Genomic DNA, 22,225 nt, shown 5'->3' with positions numbered 1-22,225 from the left:
CTTCCGAGAAGAGGTCAGTCCGTGAGTACCTGCTGGATCTCCACGACGTTGCCTGCGGGGTCGGTCAGGAAGATCTGGTCCCAGCCCTTCACGACCCACTCGCCGTAGTCGGAGAAGGGGATGCCGGCCTCGTTGAGCGCCTTGCGGACGGCGTCGAGGTCGTCGGTGCGAAAAGCGAAGTGCCCCTTCAGGACCGGGTTGACGGTGTGGCCCAGCCGGTGCGCGAGGTAGGCCTGCCGACGGCCGATGTGGATCTGCAGCTCGTCCTTTCCGCTGACGTCGAAGAATGCGGCGTTGGAGGGGTTGAACATGGCCGCGTTGGATCGGCGCTGTGCGTCCTCCTCCGACTCCCCCTCGACGGCGGTCCGACCCTGCACGTCCTCGATGATCATCGGGATCTGGTCGAGGCCGAGCACGTCCTTGTAGAAGCCGTTCAGCTCCTCCATGTCGTCCGAGACGACGTTCACGTGGTGCAGGCGCATCTTCATCCGTGGTTCTCCGTTCAGCGTTCGGCGGGGGCGTCGGCGGGTCGCCAGGCCCCCTTGGCGTAGGCGGGTGGGTAGGGGGCCTCGAACCGGGACAGCCCGAGCTCGTGCGCGGCACGTAGCGGCCAGGCCGGTTCGCGGAGGGCGGCCCGGCCGATCGAGACGACGTCCGCCCGGCCTGTGACGATCACGTCCTCGGCCTGGGCGGGATCGGTCAGCAGCCCGACCGCGCCGGTCGGTACCCCGGACTTGGCACGGATCTCCTGGGCGAAGTCCACCTGGTAGCCAGGTCCGACGGGGATCTGCTGCCGCTCGTCGAGGCCTCCCGAGCTGGCGTCGACGAGGTCCACGCCGTGGTCACGGAGCAGGGCGGCGAGCTCGACGGTCTCCGCCACGTCCCAGCCGCCGTCGATCCAGTCCGTCGCCGACAGCCGCACGACCAGGGCCTTCTCGTCGGGAAGCGCCGCCCGGGTGGCGTCGACGACCTCGACGAGGAACCGGATGCGGTTCGCGAAGGAGCCGCCGTACCCGTCGGTCCGCAGGTTGGACAGCGGCGAGAGGAACTCGTGCAGCAGATAGCCGTGCGCCCCGTGCAACTCGACGACGTCGAACCCGGCCTGGTCGGCACGGCGGGCGGACTCGGCGAAGGCCCGCACCACCGCCTCGATGTCCGCGACATCCATGGCGCGCGGCGCCGGGAACCCGTTCCACACTACCGCCGAGGGGGCGATCGTCTCCCAGGCCGGGACACGCGAGCCGAACCACCACGAGCCGTTCGACGAGCCGCCCTTGCGGCCGGCGTGCGCGAGCTGCACGCCCGCCGCCGCACCCTGCTCGTGGACGAAGCCGACGATACGGGCCCAGGCCGCGGTCTGCCGGTCGTTCCACAGCCCGGTGTCCCGCGGGCTGATCCGGCCCTCCGGGGTCACCCCGGTGGCCTCGGTCATGACCAGGCCGAACCCGCCCGCGGCACGGGTACCCAGGTGGGCGAGGTGCCAGTCGGTGGGGACCCCGTCCTCGGCGGTGACCGAGTACTGGCACATCGGCGCCAGCCAGATCCGGTTGCGGCTGGTGACCCCGCGGAGCGTGAAGGGGGTGAACAAGGCGGACACGACTGGTACCTCCGAGTGGTCAGGCGGGCACGGGCACGCGGGCGGCCAGCCCGCCGGTGACCCGGTCCGTCCAGCGGCTCACGAAGAACATGAGGACCGCGGCGGCGACGAAGAACCCGGACATGATCAGCAGGCCGGTGTGGGTGGAGCCGGTCGCGTCCTTGATCACGCCCATGACAGAGGGCCCGAGCAGGCCGCTGAGGCTCGTGAACCCTGTGATCATGCCCAGCGCGACCGCGGCCTGGTCCCCGGCGAAGACCTGTGCTTGCATCGACTGCCAGGTCGACAAGGTGCCGAAGAAGCTCGCGCCGCCGAGGCTGAGGCCGATCAGGGCGAGGACAGGAGTGCCGGTCGAGGCCGCGACGAACACTCCCACGGCTCCGACGAGCTGCAGGATCGTCAGGTGCCAGGTCCGGTCGCCGGTCCTGGTCACGCTGCGCATCACCGCCAGCATGACGAGCACGGAGAAGGCCCAGGGGATGGCCGAGACGAAGCCTGCCGCGGCGGCATCGAGGCCGAACTGCTCGCGGACGATGGTGGGGAGGAAGTAGATGGTCGTCCAGTAGCCGAGTCCCATGCAGAAGTAGGTGAGGGTGAACATCCATGCGGCGGGCCGCCGGAGCACGGCCCCGAGCTGCTCGAACCGGTGTGCGCGGGTGTTGTCAGTCTGTACGCCGGCCTCGGCGAGGTAGGCCTTCTCGTCGGCGTCGAGCCAGCCCGCGTCGGCCGGGGTGTTGGGGAAGCGGAACCAGATGTAGACGCCGAGGAGGACCGCGGGTATTCCCTCCAGCAGGAACGCCCAGCGCCAGCCCGCGAGTCCGAGCAGCCCGTGCAGGCCGAGCAGGGTGGAGGTCAGCACGGAGCCGAGCGCGAGCGCGACGGGGACGGCGAGGTTCATCATCGAGTACGTCTTCGGCAGCATCCGCGGCGGGCACCAGATCGCCATGTAGAGCAGCACTCCCGGGACGAACCCGGCCTCGGCGACCCCGAGCAGGGCGCGCAGGATGTGGAGGGAGAGCTCGTTCTGCACGGTGCCCAGGAGCATCGTGACCGCACCCCAGGAGACCATGATGCGGGCGATCCAACGGCGGGCGCCGAACTTGGCCAGCGCCATGTTCGACGGGATCTCGAAGAGGCTGTAACCGACGGCGAACAGGCCAGCCGCCAGGCCGAACGCGGCCGCGGTCAGGCCGAGGTCCAGTGACATCGGACCCGCGAGGACGCCAATGTTGATCCGGTCGACGTTGGAGATGAACAGGCCGAGCATGACTATGGGGATGAGTCGACGGCGCATCTTGCGGTAGATGCGGTCCTCGATGTCCGGCACAGCCGCTGCCAGTCCGGCGGGATTCGTCATCGAACCTGCTCCTTCGGGAGGACGGGAGTGTCTAGTTGACGTACGTGCAGACGAGCCGGCTGCCCTCGTCGTCGGCAGCCCCGCGGTCGGCTAACCCGCGGTAATGGATCAGCGGGCCGAGCATGACGATCGAGTGGGTCCGAACTACCTGTCCCCATAGAGATGCGGAGGTCAATGTCGAGCTAGCCCTGGCGAGTTCATCAGCAAATCGACTCTCTAGTCCGGGCGCGGATCGCTGAGCGCTCAACCCAGGGCACACCCTCCGTCGACGACCAGGGCGTGGCCCGTGACCCAGCGGGACTCGTCGCAGGCCAGGTAGACAATCGCGCCCGTGATGTCGCCCGAAGATCCGAAGCCCAGAGGGTGCCGGGCTCCGATGGCCTCCAGTGTGGACTGGGACATGGCTTCGTGGCGCGAGGACAGGAACGTGCCAGGGCACACTGCGTTCACTCGGATCCCGTCCTCGGCGTACTCGCGCGCCGCGACCCGGCTCAGCTGGATGACCCCGGCCTTGGCGGCGGAGTAGGGGGCGGCGTTGGGCCACACCGTCATTCCGGCCACCGAGGCGATGGCGACGATCGACGCCGGCGCCGCGCCGCGCTGTGCCCGGGCCACGGCCCGGATCGTGTGGAACGTTCCCGTCAGGTGGGCGCGCAGGGACTTCTCGAAGTCCTCGGTCGAGAGTTCGTGGATGGGTGCGTATGGAGACACGTTCCCGGCGGCGTTGACGACAACGTCGACCGATCCGTGCTCCGCGACAATCCGGGCGACGAGAGCGTCGTAGGCATCACCGTCGGTGACATCAAGCCCGTCGGCGATCACGTCGACCCCGGCGGCCCAGTCCTCACCGGCGAGCTTCTCCGCCCTGACCGGATCGAGGTCGACGAGAACCAGGCGCTCCACCCCCTCGTCGGCGAAGGAGCGCGCCACCGCGCCGCCCAGCGCGCCAGCTGCGCCTGTGACCAGCGCCGTCTTGGACCCGAGCCGAGTTCCCACGTCCCACCGCCGTCCAGTTCGTCAGTTCCGGTCTTTCCGGCGTCCTCCGCCGCGTTCATGTGTTCCGGTTCAGCTGCGCGGTCTGCACCGCGGCGGCGGAGTCGCCCTCGATGAGTTCGCGGCGGGCGGCGCGCTCAGCGCCGCGCCCCGCGGTCAGCATCACGACCACGCCCAAAGCCACAATGGCCGCCACAACCAGCAGTGCGAGGGTGAAGCTACCCGTGGCGGTCTGGATGCTCCCGGTCATGTAGGGACCCACGAAGCCGCTGATATTGGCCACCGAGTTGATCAAGGCGATCCCAGCAGCCGCACCGGCTCCGGTCATGGTGAGCGCCGGGAGCCGCCAGAACTGTGGGATCGCTGTGTAGATGCCGGAGACGCTGACACAGACGGCGACCACGAACAGGAGCCCGTTCTGAGTGAGCGCCGCGACGACCAGACCGAGCACGCCGCCGATCATGGGGATGGCCGTGGCCCAGGCCACGGTACGCCGAGCGCCGACTCGGGCCCAGATCACCATGGCGACCATGGCTGCGACGGAGGGGATCGCGGCGAGCAGCACGCTCGACACGTTGCCGTCCGCGCCGATCGTGCGGTTCAGGGTGTCGATCATGGTGGGGAGGAAGAACGCGAGGGGGTAGACGCCGAAGACGATCGTGAAAAACACGAAGCTCTGCACCCACACCCGCTTGTCCAGGAGCGTCGAGCGCGCGTGGGACTTCGCCCCGTGGGCGACGTTCGTCGCGGCCTCACGCTCGAGTGCGGCGGTAACGAACCGCTTCTCCGGCTCGGTCAGCCACTTGGCCTTCGCCGGCCGCGAGGGCAGGAGCCAGAGGACCACGAACCCGATGGCAATCGTCAGCGCCCCCTCCACGACGAAAAGCGAGCGCCATCCCGAGATATGCAGCACTCTCGGGCCCCAACTGAGCAACGCCGCGGCGATCGGCGAGCCGATGATGCCCGACAGCGGAATCGTCAACAGGTAGAGCGACATGGCCCACCGCCGCTGCCGCTCGGGGAACCACAGAGTGATGTAGAGGACGATTCCGGCCGCGAGACCGGCTTCGGCTAGGCCCAGCAGGACCCTCGCGATGTAGAGATGGCCTGCCGAATGGACCGTGCCGGTGAGTCCTGTGATGATGCCCCAGGTGATGAGGATCCGGCTGATCCAGAGCCGGGCCCCGATCCGATGGAGCATCATGTTGCTGGGGATCTCGACGAGAATGTAGCCGATGAAGAACAGGCCCGCGGCGAGGCCCACCTGGGCGGTGGTCATGCCGAGGTCCGCGCTCATAGGGGCGGCCACGTAGCCGAGGTTGGCCCGGTCGATGTAGCTGATGATGTAGGCCACGCCGATGAGCGGCAGGATACGGAAGCCCACTTTCCGCCACATTCGCCGCTGGGCCTCCTCGTCCGGTTCAGTGACCGAATCAGGATCGTTCATATCAACCCCTTTGTTGATGATGACTCTCGAACGACGGCGGAATCAGTTGAGGTAGGTGCGGATGATCTGACTGTCGTCGCATTCGAGCAGATCGAGCTCGGATGCTCGGAGATACTGGCTCTTTGCAGCCTTCAGCAGCGGCACGTGCGCCCCGCAGGCGTCCGCTTCCTGTTCCACTAGGCCGTTGTCCTTCGCCAGGATCGCGAGCCTGGTGAGGACGGCAGGGGCGACGTCGAGCTGCGCCATTCGTGGTCCCCGGTCGCTGAAGAATGGGGAGACTCCCAGGCCCCGGCTGAGCACCTCGACGGTGGAGGCAGGGTCGAGCCCGAGCCGCGCGGCCAGGGCGATCGCTTCGGCCGCCGCGGCCAGGTGCACCGAGCTGCACAGCTGGTTCACGATCTTGGTCGACTGTCCGTCACCGCACCGGCGTCCGACGGGGGTGACGGTGCCGAGCGCGGAGAGCACCTCGTCGACGTTCCGGATCGCGCTCGGGTCGCCGGCGACCAGGAAGTTCAGGGCGCCGTTCGACGCCCCGGCGATGCCTCCGGTCACGGGTGCGTCGAGCACCGCAGCTCCGGCGTCGGTCAACGCCGCCGTCGCCTCGCGGCAACTCTGGGGCCCAACGGTCGAGCAGATCACCCAGACCTCGCCGCGGACACCGCGGCGGATCCCCGCCCGCACCGTCTCGCGCAGTTGGTCCCCGGTCGCCACCATGACGAGCACGACGTCGCAGCGCGGCACTGCCGCCAGGTCCTCGACACCGTCAACCCCCAGTCCCTCGGCCTGCGCCCGGGCCTGCGGGCTGGGATCGACGCCGTGAACCGCGCAACCATGGGCGATGAGCCGGCCTGCCATGCGGGCGCCCATCGCCCCTAATCCGACGACCGCGGTAAGCCTCTGGCCCTCGCTCGCCGTTCGACCTGACAACGTAGCTCCTTCGCTACCCGGCCACCGAGAGGTGGCGTTGATGCCGCTGAGGGGGCTCAGGCGCGGAGGTCCTGCTGGATCTCGACCACGTTGCCCGCCGGATCGGTCAGGAAGATCTGGTCCCAGTCCTTGATGACCCACTCGCCGTAGTCGGAGAATGGGATGCCCGCCTCGTTCAACGCCTTGCGGCACGCGTTGAGGTCGTCCGTCCGGAAGGCGATGTGGCCATGGAGGACCGGGTTGACTGCGTGCCCCAGGCGCGCGCCGAGGTAGGCCTGGCGCCGACCGATGTGGACCTGGAGCTGGTCACGACCGCTGACGTCGAAGAACGCGGCGTTCGACTGGTCGAAGAGGGCGGCGTTGGCCCTCCGTCGGGCGTCTGCGTCGTCCTCGTCGCCGGTAGGCAGGGCCTGACCGCTAACGTCCTCGATGATCATGGGGAGCTCAGCCAGGCCGAGCACGTCACGGTAGAACGCGTGCAGTTCCTCCATGTCGTCCGAGACGACGTTCACGTGATGGAGACGCAGCTTCATCGGGTGTCCTCCCAAGGTGGCTTGATCAAAGCGATTCTCCTGAGAGATTCTCACTGGGGAATCGCGAGGAGACAAATACCGATCGAGTCGAGACCGATATCGTGCAGTGAAGAATCGTCAGGGTCGCCCCGGGCCGGAAGGCCGTCACTGCTGGTGATTGACTCGGAACTCCGACTCGTCGGCCACGTGCGGGTGCAGGTCGGGGGTCGGAAGTGCGGACCTGCTGACCTCGAGGACGCGGGCGAGCGCGGGCGCGGTGTCCTCGGTGCGCCAGGCTAGGGCTTTAAACATGTGGGTCGGCGAAGTGCCCTCGAGCGGCAAGTAGACGACGCCCGAAGCCTGCACCGAACACATCGAGCTCAGTGTGATGGTCACCCCGGCGCCCGCGGCGACGAGCGCCAGTTGCGTCGCCGTGTCCGGCGCGACCTGCGCGATCCGCGGTGAGAAGCCCGCATCCAGACACATACTGTGCAGCGTGGCGCGTAACATGGACGGGCTGATCTCGGGCAGGCTGACAAAGCCGTCCTGAACGAGGTCGCGCAAGCGGACCCGGTCCATCGTGCCCAGGCGGTGACCGACGGGGAGCGCGCACAGAACCTGCTCGATCTCAACCACGCGAAAGCTGAGCTCGGGACGGCTGATCGGCGCGCGAACGAAAGCCAGGTCTAGGTCCCCCGCAGCCAGCAGGTCGAAGGCGGTGTCCACGTACGTCTGCGACGTCATGATCAGCTCGATGCCCGGATGGGCGCTCCGGACCGCGTTCGTGAGCAGCGACAGACAGTGTTGGGTCGACGCCCCGAGGAACCCGATCCGGACGAGGCCTTCTTCTCCAGACGCGATCGAAGCCGCGGCACCGCGCATCGCGGTCATCTGGCTGAGCACCCGGCGTGCAGGCGTCAGCAGTCGGTGCCCTGCATCGGTGAGGGTGACGCTGCGCGTGCTGCGCTGGAAGAGCTGCAGCCGCAGCTCTTTCTCCAGCTGGCTGATCCGGGTGCTCAACGGTGGCTGGGCCATGTGCAGCCGAGTCGCCGCCCGCCCGAAGTGCAGTTCCTCCGCCACCGCGACGAACGCCTCTAGGTCGCGGATGTCCACCGCCGCTTCCTCCCTGGTTCACCGGTCGGTCCAGACCGGCTTCCGCTTCTCGTTGAACGCTCGGATCCCCTCCGCCCCATCGGGGGAGCTGAGGGCGGGTGCCGCGGCCGCGTCCTGGGCGTCGAAGGCGTGCCGCTCGGGCAGGCTGTCGAACCCGGCTTGAATGATCTCCTTCGTCGCCCGCACGGCGCTCGGTCCATTCGTGGCGATCTTCTCGGCCAGGGCCACCGCGACCTCGAGAGCCCCGCCGGTCGGGACAACCCGGTTGACCACGCCCCACCTCGCGAGGTCTGCAGCCGTCCACGGCTCGCCGATCAAGGCGAGCTCCATCGCCAGGTGGTACGGCATCCGCCGGGGCAGGCGCAGCAGTCCGCCGCCGATGGCGACCAGGTTGCGGGCGACCTCGGGTATGCCGAACCGGGCGCCCTCCCCCGCCACGATGAGGTCGCAGGACAGGGCCAGCTCGAATCCGCCCGCCAGGGCCCAACCCTCGACCGCGGCGATCACGGGCTTCGCAATCGTGGTGCGGTTGAACGACTCGAGCGCCGCGCGCCTGCTCGGGTACATGGGCTCGCCCGCTTGGGCGGCCTTGAGGTCCCGGCCTGAGCAGAACGTCCCCCCAGCCCCCGTGAGGACGACGACGAGGACGTCGGGGTCGACGTCGAAGGCGTCGAGCGCGGCGCGCATCGCGGTGCGGACCTCGATGTTCAACGCGTTGCGCACCTCGGGACGGTTCAGGGTGATGATCCCGACGTCGCCCCGCTTCTCGGTGAGGATAACAGGCATCTCCCGCTCCGCCTCAGAGCGCGAACGAGTAGCCGCCGTTGACCGGGACGGTCTGCCCGGTCATCCACGACGCAGCGTCCGACACCAGGAACAGGACGGTGTTCGCGGCGTCGGTCGGCTGTCCGGTCCGGCGGATGATGTAGTGCGACAACAACTTCTTCGCCGCGACCTCGTCCGTCAGCTGCTTCTCGGTGCGCGGGGTAAGGGTCGCGGCGAGCGAGACGCAGTTCGCCGTGATCGTGTAGCGTCCGAGGCTGGCCGCCAGCGAGCGGGTGAAGCCCGCCGAACCGGCCTTCGCCGCGGAGTAGCCTTCGCGGCCCTTCTCCCCGTAGCGCGCGGCGTCCGAGATCATGTTCACGATCCGCCCGTACTTGCGCTCGATCATCGACGGGACCACGAACCGCGTGGTGTTCAGAACGCCGTAGAGGTTGGTCCGCAGGTAGCCGTCCCACTCCTCGGGGCCCTGCTCCCAGAACGGCCGGGTCATCGCCTCGGTCGGGTTCGGACCCGCGTTCCCCGCGTTGTTCACGAGGATGTCGATGCCGCCGAACTCCGCGAGCGCCGCCCCGACCTGCTGCCCGACCGCCACGTGGTCACCGACGTCGCCCGCCAGGGGCAGCGCGCGCACACCGAGCGCCTCGACCTCCTTCGCCACCGCCTCCGCACGCTCGAGTCGGAAGTCGTTGACGACGACGGCACCGGCGCCGTGCTCGGCCAGGTGCAGCGCGATCTGGCGCCCGACACCCTGCCCCGCGCCAGTGATGAAGGCCGTCCGGCCTTTGAGATCCAGAAGATCCGACACGTGCTCCCCTTTCCTTGCTGGACGTATAGGAAGTATGTTGCACTGGAGCGACAACGACGACAAGGGGGTACGCCGATGAACTTCGCACTGGACGCCGAGCAGGCCGAGCTGCGCACCGCGATCCGCAAGTACCTGTCCACGGAGGTCGCTCCGCTCGTGGAGCGGCACGAACGCGCCGGAACGTTCCCCTTCGAGGTGCTCCGTGGCCTAGTCCCGTTCGGCTACCTCGGCGGGTACCTCCCCGAGGAGCAGGGCGGTCTGGGGATCAGCCGGGTGACCTGGGCGATGATGATGGAGGAGGCCGGCTATTGCTGGCCCTCGCTCCGCACGATGCTCAACATCACCAACGGTCCGATCGAGCGGCTGGCCCAGGTGGGCACGCCCGCCCAGAAGGAGCGGTACCTCGCTCCGCTGCTGCAGGGCGACGGCAAGGTGTTCAACGGGTTCACCGAGCCGGACGCCGGTTCGGACGTCTCCTCGATCACCACCAAGGCCGTCCTCGACGGGGACGAGTGGGTGCTGACCGGGCGCAAGCTCTGGATCACCGGCGGAGTCTTCGCCGACTGGGGCACCGTGCTGGCCCGCACCTACAGCCCCACCTCCGACGGCGCCATGTCCACCTTCCTGGTCGACCGCCGGGAGACACCGTTCGAGGTGTCCAAGGTGGAGACCATGGTGCTGCGCTCGTCCGGCACCGCCGAGCTGGCCTTCGACGGCGTCCGCCTGCCCAAGGAGAACCTGATCGGCACCGAGGGCTCCGCCTTCAAGGACACCCTCGCCTTCATCGGGGCCGCCCGGATCAACGTGGCGATGGGTGCCGTGGGGGCGGCGCAGCGCGCGTACGAGCTGTCGCTCGAGTACGCCAAGACCCGCCACCAGTTCGGCAAGCCCATCGGCTCCTTCCAACTCGTCCAGCAGAAGATCGTACGGATGCGCATGAAGATCGACGCCGCTCGCGCGCTCTGCTACAACGCCGCGGCGGCCCTGGACCGTGGTGAGTCCGCCCGGCTCGAGACCTCGCTGGCCAAGCTGTACGCCACCGAGGTCGCCCACGAGGTGGCGGACGACGCCGTCGCCGTGCACGGCGCCATCGGCTACGCGACCGAGTACCCGGTCGAGCGACTGTTCCGGGACACCCGTGGGCGAGCATCCCCGAGGGCACGCCCGAGGTCCAGACCCTCATCGCCGGGCGCGAGCTGCTCGGCATCTCCGCCCTCCGTTAGCGCCTAGGGAGTACCCGTGCCCGATCTCACCCGTCTACTCACCCCGACCTCGGTGGCCGTCGTCGGTGCCTCGGAGCGGCCCGGGAGCCTCGCCCGCCGCGTGGTGGAGAATCTCGCCGACCACTCCGTGCTGGCCGGCGGGCTCCACCTGGTCAACCCAACCCGCGCGGAGGTTCTCGGCAGGCCGTGCGTGTCGCGCGTCGCGGACCTGCCCCCGGTCGACGTCGCCGTCGTCGTCATCCCGGCGGCGGGGGTGGTCGGTGCGGTCGAGGAGTGCGCCGCCGCGGGCATCCCGTTCGCCGTCGTCCTCACCTCCGGCTTCGGTGAGGTGGGTGAGGAGGGTGCGAAGTGGCAGCGCGCCCTCACCCGGATCGCCGCGGAAACCGGCATCCGGATCGTCGGCCCCAACTGCCCCGGGCTCACGAACGTGCGGGACCGCGTCGGCATGACCTTCTCCCCCGCCTTCCCGGTGGACCTCGCCCCCGGCACGATCGGACTGGCCACCCAGGGCGGCGGCCTGGGGCGCAACATCCTGCAGGCCGGGGTGCGCGGGCTCGGTACCAGCGTGTGGGCGTCGTTGGGCAACGCCGCGGACCTCGACGTCCCGGACCTCGTCGCCCACTTCGCCGACGACCCGCAGATCTCGACGATCGTCACCCTCCTCGAAGGGATCCCCGACGGTCGCAGTTTCCTCGCCGCTGTCCGCAAGGCCACCGCGGCGGGCAAGCCGGTCGTGACGCTCAAGGTCGGCCGTTCCGAGTACGGACGGCGCGCCATCGAGTCGCACACCGCAGCGATGGCGGGCGAGGCCGACGTCAATTCGGCGGTGTTCGCGCAGTTCGGCGTCGTCGAGGTCGATGACATCGATGAGCTCTCCGACGTGGCCTCACTGCTCAGCCGCGCCGTTCCGCCCGCGGACGCGGGGATCGCGATCTGGGGCCTCTCCGGCGGCGCGCTCTCACTCTGCGCCGACGCCGTCGGACAGGCGGGACTGCGGCTGGCCGAGCTCACCGACGACACGAAGAAGCGCCTGGCCGAGATCCTGCCGAGCTACGCGGCGATCGAGAACCCGGTCGACACCACAGCGACGGCGCTGGCGGAGCCCGAGCTCGTCGCGGCGAGCCTGCGTGTGCTCGCCGCCGACCCCGGTGTGGACATCGTGCTCTACCCGAACCCGCTCGACTACGGCACCGACACCGTGCCTGTGGCCACGGCGATGGTGGAGGTGCAGGCCGAGACGACCGCACCGCTCGTCCCGATCTGGATGAGCGACCGGCGCGGTCCCGCCTACACGGCGATGACCGAGGGAGGCCTGGTCCCCATCCACAGCATCTCCAAGGCCGTGCAGGCCGTGGCCCGCTGGGCGTCGTACGGCGCGTGGCGCGCAGCGCCGCCCGGTCCGCTCCCCCTGCTGCTGCGCACCGACTCCGGCTCGCCCACCCCGGCTGTGCGGACCGAGGTCGAGGCCAAGGCCTGGCTCGCCGAGAGCGGAATCGCCGTGCCTGCGGGCCGGCTGACCACGACCGCCGACGAGGCCGCCGCCGCGGCGGCCGAGCTCCCCGGTCCGGCGGTGCTCAAGATCGTCAGCCCGGACGTCGCCCACAAGTCGGATGTCGGAGGCGTGCAGGTCGGCATCCATGGCGACGACGCCGTCCGGGCGGCGTACACCGCCGTCCTGGAGTCAGTCGGGCGGCTGGCCCCGCACGCCCGGGTCGACGGAGTTCTCGTCGAGGAGATGGTGGGCGACGTCGCCCTGGAGATGCTGGTCGGGGTGCACGTGGATCCGGTGTTCGGACACCTGCTCACCGTCGGCGCGGGCGGCGTGCTCGTCGAGCTGCTCGACGACGTGCAGCGCAGGCTCCTCCCCCTCGACGCCGACGGCGCCCGGGAGATGGTCCAGCAGCTGCGGGTCGCCCCACTGCTGCAGGGTCACCGTGGCGGCCCGCGGCTCGACATCAACGCGCTCGTCGACCTGCTTGTCCGGGTGTCCGACCTGGTCACCGCCCACCCCGACCTGACGCAGCTCGAACTCAACCCAGTCGTGCTCCGGCCCGCCGACGTTGAGGGACAAACGGTGCTCGCGGTCGACGCCGTGGTCGAGGTAGAGGCCCGATGAAGTCCGCTCTAGAAGGGCTGCGGGTCGTCGACCTGTCCGAGCTGCTACCCGGCCCGTTCCTCACCTCTGTGCTCGCGGACCTCGGCGCGGACGTCCTTAAGCTCGAACGGCCCGCCGGGGACACCGCCCGCAAGACCGCGCCCGGCATCTACGAGATGCTGCGTCGCGGCAAGCGCGGCGGAATGGTTGACCTCAAGACCGAGGACGGACGCCAGGCCCTGCACGAGGAGCTTGCGGCGGCGGATGTGCTGGTCGAGGGATTCCGGCCCGGGGTGCTTGACCGGCTGGGTGTGGGGCCCGCGGAGTGCTGCGCGCGGCACCCGCGGCTGGTGGTCGTGTCGATCTCCGGCTTCGGCCAGACCGGCCCGCTGCGCGACGCCCCCGGGCACGACAACGCCTACGCTGCGGCGAACGGTGCGCTCTCGCTGGCCGGCGACGGGGACCAGCCCGCCTGGAACCCCGGGCTGCCGGTCGCCGACCTATCGTCGTCGCTCTACGGTGCCGTTGCGGTGCTGGCCGCGCTCCGCGAGCGCGACCGGAGCGGCCGCGGCGGCCACCTCGACGTCTCGATCACCGCCTGCCTCGCGCACTGGCTCAACCCGCGGCTCGCCGACTTCCACGCCTACGGGCTCGACGACCGCGCCGCGCAGCGCGCCTACCTGCACGACCGCGCCGGCTACGGCACCTTCACGAGCGCGGACGGTGTACCGATCGCCGTCGCGGCGATGGAGGACCACTTCTTCACCGGGATCGTCGAGGCGCTGGACCTGGCCAACTGGCGCGACCCCCGCTGGCACGAGGCGGCAGCCCGCCGCACGGTCGCCGCGGACATCAACGCCGCCCTCCGCGCGGCGATCGGCGCGCTCGACGGCGAGGACTGCCTGGCCCGTCTCGAGAGGCACGGGGTGCCCGCCCACCGGGTCCTCGACGTCCACGAGGCCCTCGCCCTGGCCGAGCCCGAGCGGGTGGACACCTCGACCGTCCCGCACCGCTACGCCTTCCCCGTGGTCCGCCGGTGACCACCGAACACGGAGACGACATGCCCACCCCGCTCTTGCCGCTCCGCGGCATCCACTGTGAACGCTGCGGTCACGTCGCGACGCCCGTGCAGCACTTCGGCTGCGAGAGCTGCGGCGCGCACGGCGCCGACGTGGCCGACAGGCCCCTGACCGGCGAAGGCACCGTGCTGGGCGCCGTGACCGTGCACCGACCCGGCGGCGAGACCGTCCGGATCGGCTCGGTCCACCTGCAGGAGGGCCCCATGGTGCGGGCCCTGCTCGCGGCCGACGTCGTGGCCGAGGACCGGGTCCGGGCGACCGAGACCGACGCCGGGCTGCTCTTCGTGCGAGGGGACCACTGATGGCCGTGCTGCTGAGCGACCTGCGACCTGTCTACGTCGTCGGGATCGGGCTGCACCGCTTCCAGCGGGCGACCGACACCAGCTTCGTCGACCTCGGGCTGACCGCGGTCCGCGCCGCGCTCGACGACGCGGGTGTCCCCTGGCCGGAGGTCGAGACCGCCTATACCGGCTCGACCCGCCTCGGCATGGCGGTGTCCCGCCCGCTGCTGCGCCATCTCGGCGTCACCGGCATCGCGATGACCCAGGTGGAGAACGCCTCCGCCTCCGGCTCGTCGGCCTTCCGGCTGGCGGTGCGCGACGTCGCTGCCGGGTTCGCCGACGTGGCCATGGCGATCGGCGTCGACAAGGCCGCGCCGGGCCTGCGGGCCGAGACCCTGACCGGGATCTCCCCGCTCGACGAGGGCCTGACCACGCCCCCGGTGCACTTCGCGCTTCTGGCGGAGGAGTACCTCCGCTCCCGCGGCGCCGGTGCCGAGGACATGGCCCGGGTCGCGCTGAAGAACCACAACAACGCTGCCGACAACCCGTTCGCGCACCGGCAGCAGCGCCGCACGCTGGAGGAGATCCTCGCGGACCGGCCCATTGCCGGCGCCCTCACCCGCCTGGAGTGCTGCCCCGTCGGGGAGGGGGCCGCCGCCGTCGTCGTGGTGTCCGAGGAGGGCATGCGGCGGCTGGGCATCGACCCCGCGCGCGCGGTGCGAGTGCTCTCCAGCGCCCAGCAGTCGGAACAGCTCTACGGCACCCGCAGCTACGACGCGGAGCTCACCGGCGCCACCACCCAGCAGGCCCTGACCGAGGCCGGGGTCTCGGTGACCGACGTCGACATCGTCGAACTGCACGACGCCTTCGCCATCGAGGAGCTCCAATACCTCGAGACGATGGGCATCTGCGCGGAGGGCGCCGCACCGTCCTGCCTACGCGACGGCGAGTTCGCCATCGGTGGCCGCGTGGCCGTCAGCCCATCCGGAGGACTGCTTGCCATGGGGCACCCGATCGGCCCGACCGGTGTCGGGCAGATCGCGGAGATCACCCGACAGCTCCGGGGGGAGGCAGGTGTCCGCCAGCAGCCCGACGCCCGGCTCGGACTCGCACACCTGGTAGGGCTGGGCGCGGTCTGTGTCGTCCACGTCCTCGCGGCTCCGGCCTGACCCGGTGCGGCCGGATACCCTTCGACCAGGAGGTGGCAGAACCACGTGGGAGAGCAGCCGACGATGTCCACCCAGGACGAGCGCAGCGATGCCGCTCGCCGAACGCTCATCAGCGCGGCGATCGAGATCCTCGCCGACGAGGGCTACCGGCGCCTGACCTTCAACCGGATCCAGGACGTCGCCGGGCTGAGCCGGGGGTTGGTCAACTACCACTTCGGCACGAAGGCGACGCTCGTCGAGGCGGTGGTGCGCAGCATCCGCGAGCGTTACCAGGATTCCACCCGCACCGACACTCCGCAGAACGGGCACGAGGCGCTCCGTGGGCAGGCCGAGGCCTACCTCACGCGCTTCGAGGTCGACCCGCGGCCCGCCAAGGTGATGCTCGTCCTCGGCACCGACTCGATCGGCGAGCAGGGCGCCATCACGGCCGCGGTCCGCGAGGTCTACCAAGGCTTCCGTGACGACCTACGAGGGTGCATCGAGCGGGGAGTCGCGGACGGGAGCATCCGCGCGGACATCGACCCCGGTGCCCACGCCACGGTCGTCGAAGCCGTCATCCGGGGCATCGTGCTCCAATACCTCGTCGACCCGGCACACGTCGACCTACCCACGGTGACAGCAGCCGCGCTGAAGACGATCGACTCACTCGCGGCTGTTCGCGCCGACGCGTCGTGATCTGGCTCCACTCCCGTCGGCTGGCTGGCACCCCGCTACTTTCGGCGGGTGTAGCCAGCATCCGGACGACCGCCATTCGGTCACCGTTTGGTCACCGCGAACGACCGATCACGACCTCTGCGGGTGACCATCAAACAAGATCGCCAGCCCCGGAACGTCACTCTCACCTGCACGAACGCATATCGCAGACGGTGGTCGAGCACCCGCCAGGAGTTCCGCTGAGCACGGATTCTGTCAGTACTCGTCTCGCGCCCGCCGGCAATGGCCAGCCCGCCCCCGGGTCGTCTGGGTGAGCTGACCCGGGTCGTACCGGTCGAGATGGTCGACGCGGCCCTCGCCGAGAACGGCGCGGCGCAGCCTTGGGTAAGGCTGCTGCCCTCGCGGGTGGTGGTATATCTGATGCTCGCGGCCGGGTTGGTCGCTGAGATCCGGTTGTGTCAGGCGTGGACGCGGCTGTGCGCGGGGCTCCTTGGGCGGGCACGGTCCGCGCCCGCGCCGAGCGCAGTCACCGCCGCGCGAGCCTGGATCGGCGTGGCCCGCTGCGGGCGTTTGTTCGATCTGCAGCGCGGCCCGGAGACCGGCACCGCCCGGTATGCGGGCCGGGCGGGGGTGTTCTCGCGCGCCCGGCAAGAGCCGGGCCGCCAAGGCCGGGATCGGGTAACTGCCAAAGCCCTAGCCGGTAGATCTTCTCCTCGCACCGAACCCACAGGTAGAAGCAAAAAGCAGCCCTCGCGGCGAGCGGGCCGTCCGGACTTTCGCCGCCGCCGCTTGCCTCGCAGCACTCGTCTCGACCGGCGCCGATGTGCTGGCCCGGGTGAGTGGCCCCACCCGGGCCGAGTCACGGCGGTGACCCGGCCCACCGCTCCAGCACGAGCTGCTCCAGCAGCGTGGCGACCGCATACAGGGTGATCGCCACCAAGGTGACCAGGACCACGATCGCCCAGATGAGGTCGTACTGGGACAGCGTCTTCGCCATCGTGATCGCGGCTCCGAGCCCCTCGAAGGTGAACAGCCACTCATAGAGCATGGCCGCGGTGACCGCCCCGGGCACGGCGATGCGCAGGGCGGCCAGGAAGTAGGGCACCGTCGTCGGTACGGCCACCGCGGCTAGCACCGTGAACCGGGAACCACCGTAGGCCCGGATCATGTCGACCGTCTCGGGCGAGCACGAGCGCAGCCCGAGCGACACGTTCGCCAGCACCGGGAAGAACACCACGATCCCGCCGATCACGGAGGCGGTGAGCAGCCCGTTGCCGAACAGCAGCTGCACGAGCGGCGCCATCGCCAGTAAGGGAACAGTCCGGGCCAGCATGGCGATCGGGAGGAACATGAACTCGAGGGGACGGGCGAGGACGAACGCGAGGGCGAACAGCACCGACCCGCCCACTCCCACCGCGAACCCGATCGCGGCGTGTCCGAGGGTCACGCCCAGCAGGGCCACGATCGTCGCCCGGTGCGCCGAGGCCGTGCCCTGCGCGGTGTCGATGGTGAGATATCGCCACACGTCGAGCGGGGTGCGGGCGACGAAGCCGTTCGCCGCACCGGAGGCGACGACCTGCCAGATGATCGTCAGCACCACGGCCGAGGCCAGCACGGTCACCGCGGCGACACCGAGGCTGCGCAGCAGGACCGCGGCGGTCCGGGCCGTGGTCGGAGCCGCCCGGGTGGTGCGGGTGCTCGTCATGGGCGTCCCTTCCCGCCGGCGCCACCGCTCCACGGGGCGACCGCCCTCGCCAGGAGGCCGACCAGCCAGTACGCGGCGCCGGGAACCGCGCCGCAGATCAGTGCGACGGCCCACAGCTTCACCGAGGACGACGTGGCCTGGGCGGCCAGTAGGAGGATGCCGAGCCCGGAGTCGACGCCGACCAGGAAGTACTCGCCTAGCACAGCACCCAGGAACGCAGCGGGGGCGCCGATCCGCAGGGCGGCGAGCAGGGCCGGCAGGGCCGCGCGGGCCCGTACCTTGACCAGCTCGGTAAACCGGCTGCCGCCGTAGGCCCGGATGACGTCGAGCTGCGTGGCGTGGGCCGCCCGCAGGCCGAGCAGGGTCCCGATCACCGTCGGGAACGTCACGCTCAGCGCCGCGAGGAAGACCGATGTCGAGCGGCTGCCGGCCACCGACATCAACGTCACGAGCGGCGCCACCGCGGTGAGCGGTACGCACGAACACACGACCGCGATCTGGGTGACGAGCGCGTCCGTCTGCGGCAACAGCAGTACCAGCACCGCCAGCGACAGCGCGACGGCGCTCCCGATCCCATACCCGGTCAGGGCGGACAGGCCGGTCATCGCGACGGCGTTCCAGTACACGGAGTCACTCAGGTCCCGGATCAGCTGAGTGAGCACTTCCGGTGGCGACGGGACGGAGTCGGTCCCCGCCGTGAGCGTGGCCGACAGCAGCCACCAGAGCCCGACCGTCACGATCACCCCGGCGGCCGGGCCGACCCGCCCGACGGGATCCGGGATACGACGGTCGCGCCGCACCCGGTGGGAGGGCGGAGGCGTTCCGACGTCCGGTCGGGTCAGCAGCTCAGTCATCGGAGGCCGCGCGGTTCGCGCCGAACAGGATGGCCGAGAGCCGGTCGACGTAGGCGTGGAACTCAGGAGTGCGGGTCAGCTCGGGGCTGCGCGGCCGGGGAAGGTCGATCTGCACCATTTCCGCGATGCGGCCCGGTCGCGCGCTCATCACCGCGACCACGTCGGACAGGTAGACCGCCTCGGCGATGCCGTGCGTCACCATTAGCGTGGTGGTCTGGTGCTGCCCCCAGATCCGCAGCAGCTCGTCGTTCATGCGTTGGCGGGTCATGTCGTCGAGCGCCCCGAAGGGCTCGTCGAGCAGCATGACGGTCGGGCGCACAGCCAGCGCGCGGGCTATCGAGACGCGCTGGCGCATGCCGCCCGAGAGCTGGGCGGGTTTGGCGTCCTCGAAGCCCCGGAGCCCGACGAGCTCGATCAGCTCGTCGATGTGTGCGCGGTCCGGCCGCAGGCCCGCCACCTCCAGGGGCAGCCGGATGTTGCGGGCGACCGAGCGCCACGGCAGCAGCGCCGAGTCCTGGAACGCGATTCCGAGTCGGTGCTCGCCCTGCACCTCGCCGCTCGCGGCGCCGTTGATGCGGACGTCGCCGGAGGTCGGCTGTTCGAGCCCCGCGAGGATCCGCAGGATCGTGGACTTGCCGCACCCCGACGGGCCGAGCAGCGACAGGAATGCGCCCTGCTCGGTGTGCAGGTCGATCGTGTCCAGCGCCCGGACCACCTTGCGGCCGAGACGGAACTCCTTGGTCAGACCGTGGATCTCGATGCCCCGCTGGCCGGGACCGTCGGCGGCGCGGTGCGACGTCGTCGGCGAGCCGTGGGGAACCGTTCCGGGTTGGGGCCGGGGTGTGCTGTGCGGTGTGGTCTGCACGGTCATCTCTCACCTGCTCAGGTCCGGGGGATGTCGAACTGCTGGACGAGTGACGGGTTCTCGGCGTACACCTCCTTAAGCAGGCTGAGGTCGAACAGCTGCTCGGGTCGGATGTCGACACCGGCAGCTGCCAGGGCCTTGATGTTCTCGTCGACCAGTTCGTCGGTCATCGTGAACAGCCCGTTCTCGTTGACGTCCGGGCTCAGCACCAGGCCGTTCTGGGCATTCGCCTCCTCGGTCTGCTCGGCGACGTCGAGATCCTGGTCCTTGCCGTACACCTCGGCGGCATAGCGGGCCGACTGCGCCGGGTCGCGTACGGCGTCGGTCCAACCCTTGATCTCCGCGGTCAGGAATGCCTTGAGCATGTCCCGCTTGGTGGCGATGGTCTGGTCCGTGGTGATGAGTGCCTCACCGACCAGGGGCAGACCGTTGTCGGCCAGGCGCAGCACGACCGGCTGGTGTCCCTCGTGCGCGGCGAGGATCGGCTCGTTGGTGACGTAGGAGACGTGCGCGTCGTAGTCACCACGGATCAGCGGGGCGATGTCGTACTGCGTGGGGACGATCGTGACGTCCGAGGTCGACACTCCGTTGGCCCGCAGGAACGCCTCGAGGGCCTGCTGGTTGGCACCGGCCTGCACACCGATCCGCTTGCCCCGCAGGTCGGCGACCGTGCGGATCGGGGTGCGGTCCTCGAGCGAGAGCAGGCACAGCGGGTTCTTCTGGTAGGTGGCACCGATGATCTTGAGTGGAGCGCCCTGCGTGATCGAGAGGGCAGTGGCCGGTGACTGGGAGAGGCCGACGGTCGCCTGCCCGGAGACGACCGCCTCGACCGACCCCGTCTGGCCGCCGCCGGCGAGCAGCTTGACGTCCGAGAACCCGGCAGCGGAGTAGTAGCCCTTCTCCGTGGCGAAGTACTCGCCGGCGAACTCGACGTTCTTGATCCAGGACAGCTGCAGCGCGATGCTGCCGTATCCGGACGAGCCGAAGCTGCCGGAGCCCCCACTCCCGCATGCGGCGAGCAGGACGGCGCAGAGGACGGCTGCGATCGCCACAGTGAGCCCGTGGGCGCGGGACCGCCGTCGTGACGCGGGCGCGCTCGTTCTGATGGTGTCGGACATCGTGCTCCTCGGGAGCGCATCTGGAGGGGGAGGCAGTGCAGGCCCGGCGACGTCGGCGGAAGAGACTTACCGAAAAAAGTGAACTGCTCGGACAAGATTCCAGTCAGAACATTGCCGTCGCGTTTCCAACTCGTCGCATTTGGTTACGGCGCCGCGAGACGCCGGCCACCTTGACGCCGTCCGAGCGATCGGTATCGTCCGCATAAGTGAATCAGTCAGTTCAAATCGACGAGGGCCTGCTGGCTCGGACAGGACACGCGATATGAAGCCCCTGACCCTGGGCGTCTTCGAGCACCTCAATCCCAACGGGATGTCAGGGGCCACATGGCGCCATCCCGACAACGTCGCGACCCGGTATCTGGACCTCGACCACTGGACCCGGCTCGCCAGGCGAGTCGAGGCGGCCGACCTGGACTTCCTCTTCCTCGCCGACTCCTACGGAATGCCGATCGTCGACGGCGCGGTGCCCGACGCCGCGGTGCGCTCGGCCGTGCACTTCCCCTCAGCCGACCCGTTCGCCGTCGTCGGTGTGTGTGCGGCCGCGACCAGCACGCTCGGCATCGTCGTCACCTCGTCCACGGTCTTCGAGGAGCCCTACGCCAACGCACGGCGCTACGCCACCCTTGACCACCTGACCCGGGGCAGGATCGGGTGGAACGTGGTGACCAGCGCGTCCGCCGCTTCCGCCGCGGCAATGTTCGGCCGTCCGCTCACCCCGCACGACACCCGGTACGACATGGCCGAGGACTACATGGAGCTGAGCTATCGCCTGCTCGAGGGGTCCTGGGAGGACGGGGCCGTGCTCGCCGACAAGGAGGCGGGCGTGTATGCCGACCCTGCCAGGGTGCACGACGTCGACCACAAGGGGCCCTACTTCTCCGCCAGGGGCGTGTTCCCGGTGGAGGCCTCGCCCCAGCGGGTTCCCGTCCTGTTCCAGGCCGGGTCCTCGGGCCGCGGCCGTGAGTTCGCCGCCCGCCACGCCGAATGCGTCTTCCTGCAGGGCACCACCGTGCCCCGGGTCGCAGAGGCGGCTGCGGACATCCGGTCGCGCGCCGAGGCTTTCGGTCGCGACGGGGACGCGATCCGCCTGCTCGTGGGCCTGACGATCATCGTCGCGCCCACCACGGCGGAGGCGGAGACGCGGTACGCCACGTTCCGCAGCTTCTCTACCGACGAGACGGCGGCTGCCCAGTTCGCCTTCAACACCGGTATCGACCTGCTGTCACTCGACCCGGGCGCGCCGCTACCTGCCGACATCGACGCGCAGCAGGGCCAGTCGAACGTCGACCGCTTCCGGCCGACCGACGGCTCCCCCGCCCCGACGGTCCGCGCGATCCTTGACGAGCTCAAGGCCCGAGGGCTGCGGGGGCTGGTGCTGCACGGAACGCCGGACGTGGTGGCACAGCAGATGCAGGACTACGCCGAGGCGACGGGCATCGACGGCTTCCTGCTGGAGTCGTACCTGAACCCCGGAACCTACGACGAGCTGATCGACCTGCTCCTTCCCGAGCTCCGCCGTCGTGGCATCGCGCCCGGGCCGCACCGCCGGCAGACCCTGCGCGAGCGGCTCGGCGGGGCCGGCCGCCACCTCCCCGACTCCCATCCCGCTGCGGCCCACCGGGTCGGCGCTGGGCGCTAGGACGGCTGA

General features: G+C 70.0%; 22 protein-coding genes. 8 read left to right on the top strand and 14 right to left on the bottom strand.

Annotated elements, in window-relative coordinates; genetic code table 11:
* Positions 1-14 precede the first annotated feature (14 nt).
* The 10 genes from LWC35_RS19470 to LWC35_RS19420 all read right to left on the bottom strand — a co-directional run bounded on the left by LWC35_RS19470 (position 15) and on the right by LWC35_RS19420 (position 9,534).
* A complete protein-coding gene (locus LWC35_RS19470; RefSeq protein ID WP_232871576.1) occupies positions 15-488 on the bottom strand; it encodes a VOC family protein in 474 nt (157 codons plus the stop codon).
* A 14-nt stretch (positions 489-502) separates the two neighbouring features.
* Complete coding sequence (locus tag LWC35_RS19465; RefSeq protein WP_232871575.1) at positions 503-1,597, bottom strand: NADH:flavin oxidoreductase/NADH oxidase; 1,095 nt, start codon at positions 1,595-1,597, stop codon at positions 503-505.
* Between the two features lie 19 nt (positions 1,598-1,616).
* Complete coding sequence (locus LWC35_RS19460) at positions 1,617-2,954, bottom strand: MFS transporter (protein ID WP_232871574.1); 1,338 nt, start codon at positions 2,952-2,954, stop codon at positions 1,617-1,619.
* A 243-nt stretch (positions 2,955-3,197) separates the two neighbouring features.
* Positions 3,198-3,950, bottom strand: a complete 753-nt coding sequence (locus LWC35_RS19455; protein ID WP_232871573.1) for an SDR family NAD(P)-dependent oxidoreductase — start codon at positions 3,948-3,950, stop codon at positions 3,198-3,200.
* Positions 3,951-4,005: 55 nt separating this feature from the next.
* Positions 4,006-5,394, bottom strand: a complete 1,389-nt coding sequence (locus LWC35_RS19450) for an MFS transporter (protein WP_232871572.1) — start codon at positions 5,392-5,394, stop codon at positions 4,006-4,008.
* A gap of 42 nt (positions 5,395-5,436) precedes the next feature.
* Positions 5,437-6,462, bottom strand: coding sequence for an NAD(P)-dependent oxidoreductase (locus tag LWC35_RS19445; protein ID WP_308194598.1), 1,026 nt, complete (start codon positions 6,460-6,462; stop codon positions 5,437-5,439).
* Positions 6,378-6,854, bottom strand: a complete 477-nt coding sequence (locus tag LWC35_RS19440; protein WP_232871570.1) for a VOC family protein — start codon at positions 6,852-6,854, stop codon at positions 6,378-6,380. Before LWC35_RS19440 ends, LWC35_RS19445 begins: the two co-directional genes overlap by 85 nt.
* A gap of 144 nt (positions 6,855-6,998) precedes the next feature.
* The gene (locus LWC35_RS19435; protein ID WP_308194597.1) at positions 6,999-7,946 is read right to left on the bottom strand and encodes a LysR substrate-binding domain-containing protein; all 948 of its coding nucleotides are present in this window, start codon (positions 7,944-7,946) and stop codon (positions 6,999-7,001) included.
* Positions 7,947-7,964: 18 nt separating this feature from the next.
* Positions 7,965-8,732, bottom strand: coding sequence for a crotonase/enoyl-CoA hydratase family protein (locus tag LWC35_RS19425; RefSeq protein ID WP_232871569.1), 768 nt, complete (start codon positions 8,730-8,732; stop codon positions 7,965-7,967).
* A gap of 13 nt (positions 8,733-8,745) precedes the next feature.
* Positions 8,746-9,534, bottom strand: a complete 789-nt coding sequence (locus LWC35_RS19420) for an SDR family NAD(P)-dependent oxidoreductase (protein ID WP_232871568.1) — start codon at positions 9,532-9,534, stop codon at positions 8,746-8,748.
* A 75-nt stretch (positions 9,535-9,609) separates the two neighbouring features.
* Between LWC35_RS19420 and LWC35_RS19415 the strand changes: the two genes are divergently transcribed.
* The 7 genes from LWC35_RS19415 to LWC35_RS19385 all read left to right on the top strand — a co-directional run bounded on the left by LWC35_RS19415 (position 9,610) and on the right by LWC35_RS19385 (position 16,965).
* Positions 9,610-10,764: an acyl-CoA dehydrogenase family protein gene (locus LWC35_RS19415; protein ID WP_232871567.1), complete on the top strand. Its 1,155-nt coding sequence runs from the start codon at positions 9,610-9,612 to the stop codon at positions 10,762-10,764.
* Between the two features lie 9 nt (positions 10,765-10,773).
* Complete coding sequence (locus LWC35_RS19410; RefSeq protein ID WP_232871566.1) at positions 10,774-12,873, top strand: acetate--CoA ligase family protein; 2,100 nt, start codon at positions 10,774-10,776, stop codon at positions 12,871-12,873.
* Positions 12,870-13,892 (top strand): CaiB/BaiF CoA transferase family protein, encoded by a 1,023-nt coding sequence (locus LWC35_RS19405; protein WP_232871565.1) that lies wholly within the window; start codon positions 12,870-12,872, stop codon positions 13,890-13,892. The genes LWC35_RS19410 and LWC35_RS19405 overlap by 4 nt, the downstream gene beginning before the upstream one ends.
* Before the next feature lie 20 nt (positions 13,893-13,912).
* A complete protein-coding gene (locus LWC35_RS19400) occupies positions 13,913-14,233 on the top strand; it encodes a PhlB family protein (protein WP_232871564.1) in 321 nt (106 codons plus the stop codon).
* The gene (locus tag LWC35_RS19395; RefSeq protein ID WP_232871563.1) at positions 14,233-15,381 is read left to right on the top strand and encodes a thiolase family protein; all 1,149 of its coding nucleotides are present in this window, start codon (positions 14,233-14,235) and stop codon (positions 15,379-15,381) included. Before LWC35_RS19400 ends, LWC35_RS19395 begins: the two co-directional genes overlap by 1 nt.
* Positions 15,382-15,444: 63 nt before the next feature.
* Positions 15,445-16,056 (top strand): TetR/AcrR family transcriptional regulator, encoded by a 612-nt coding sequence (locus LWC35_RS19390; RefSeq protein WP_232871562.1) that lies wholly within the window; start codon positions 15,445-15,447, stop codon positions 16,054-16,056.
* Positions 16,057-16,317: 261 nt separating this feature from the next.
* Entirely contained in the window at positions 16,318-16,965 is a 648-nt protein-coding gene (locus LWC35_RS19385) for a transposase domain-containing protein (protein ID WP_269804445.1), read from the top strand.
* On the opposite strand, the gene LWC35_RS19380 is transcribed toward LWC35_RS19385, so the two are convergent.
* From LWC35_RS19380 to LWC35_RS19365, 4 genes are read right to left on the bottom strand one after another with little or no spacing between them, the layout of a single operon-like run.
* Positions 16,895-17,740 (bottom strand): ABC transporter permease, encoded by an 846-nt coding sequence (locus LWC35_RS19380; RefSeq protein WP_232871561.1) that lies wholly within the window; start codon positions 17,738-17,740, stop codon positions 16,895-16,897. The two genes, LWC35_RS19385 and LWC35_RS19380, sit on opposite strands and share 71 nt — an antisense overlap.
* The gene (locus tag LWC35_RS19375) at positions 17,737-18,594 is read right to left on the bottom strand and encodes an ABC transporter permease (RefSeq protein WP_232871560.1); all 858 of its coding nucleotides are present in this window, start codon (positions 18,592-18,594) and stop codon (positions 17,737-17,739) included. Before LWC35_RS19375 ends, LWC35_RS19380 begins: the two co-directional genes overlap by 4 nt.
* The gene (locus tag LWC35_RS19370; RefSeq protein WP_232871559.1) at positions 18,587-19,465 is read right to left on the bottom strand and encodes an ABC transporter ATP-binding protein; all 879 of its coding nucleotides are present in this window, start codon (positions 19,463-19,465) and stop codon (positions 18,587-18,589) included. Before LWC35_RS19370 ends, LWC35_RS19375 begins: the two co-directional genes overlap by 8 nt.
* A gap of 11 nt (positions 19,466-19,476) precedes the next feature.
* A complete protein-coding gene (locus LWC35_RS19365; RefSeq protein ID WP_232871558.1) occupies positions 19,477-20,577 on the bottom strand; it encodes an ABC transporter substrate-binding protein in 1,101 nt (366 codons plus the stop codon).
* 262 nt (positions 20,578-20,839) lie between these two features.
* Between LWC35_RS19365 and LWC35_RS19360 the strand changes: the two genes are divergently transcribed.
* The gene (locus LWC35_RS19360; protein WP_232871557.1) at positions 20,840-22,216 is read left to right on the top strand and encodes an NtaA/DmoA family FMN-dependent monooxygenase; all 1,377 of its coding nucleotides are present in this window, start codon (positions 20,840-20,842) and stop codon (positions 22,214-22,216) included.
* Positions 22,217-22,225 lie beyond the last annotated feature (9 nt).

The sequence above is a fragment of the Pseudonocardia kujensis genome (genome assembly GCF_021283305.1).
Classification (GTDB): domain Bacteria; phylum Actinomycetota; class Actinomycetes; order Mycobacteriales; family Pseudonocardiaceae; genus Pseudonocardia; species Pseudonocardia kujensis.
Note: the sequence above shows the minus strand (reverse complement) of the source record. Positions and strands in the feature narration are given on the sequence as shown.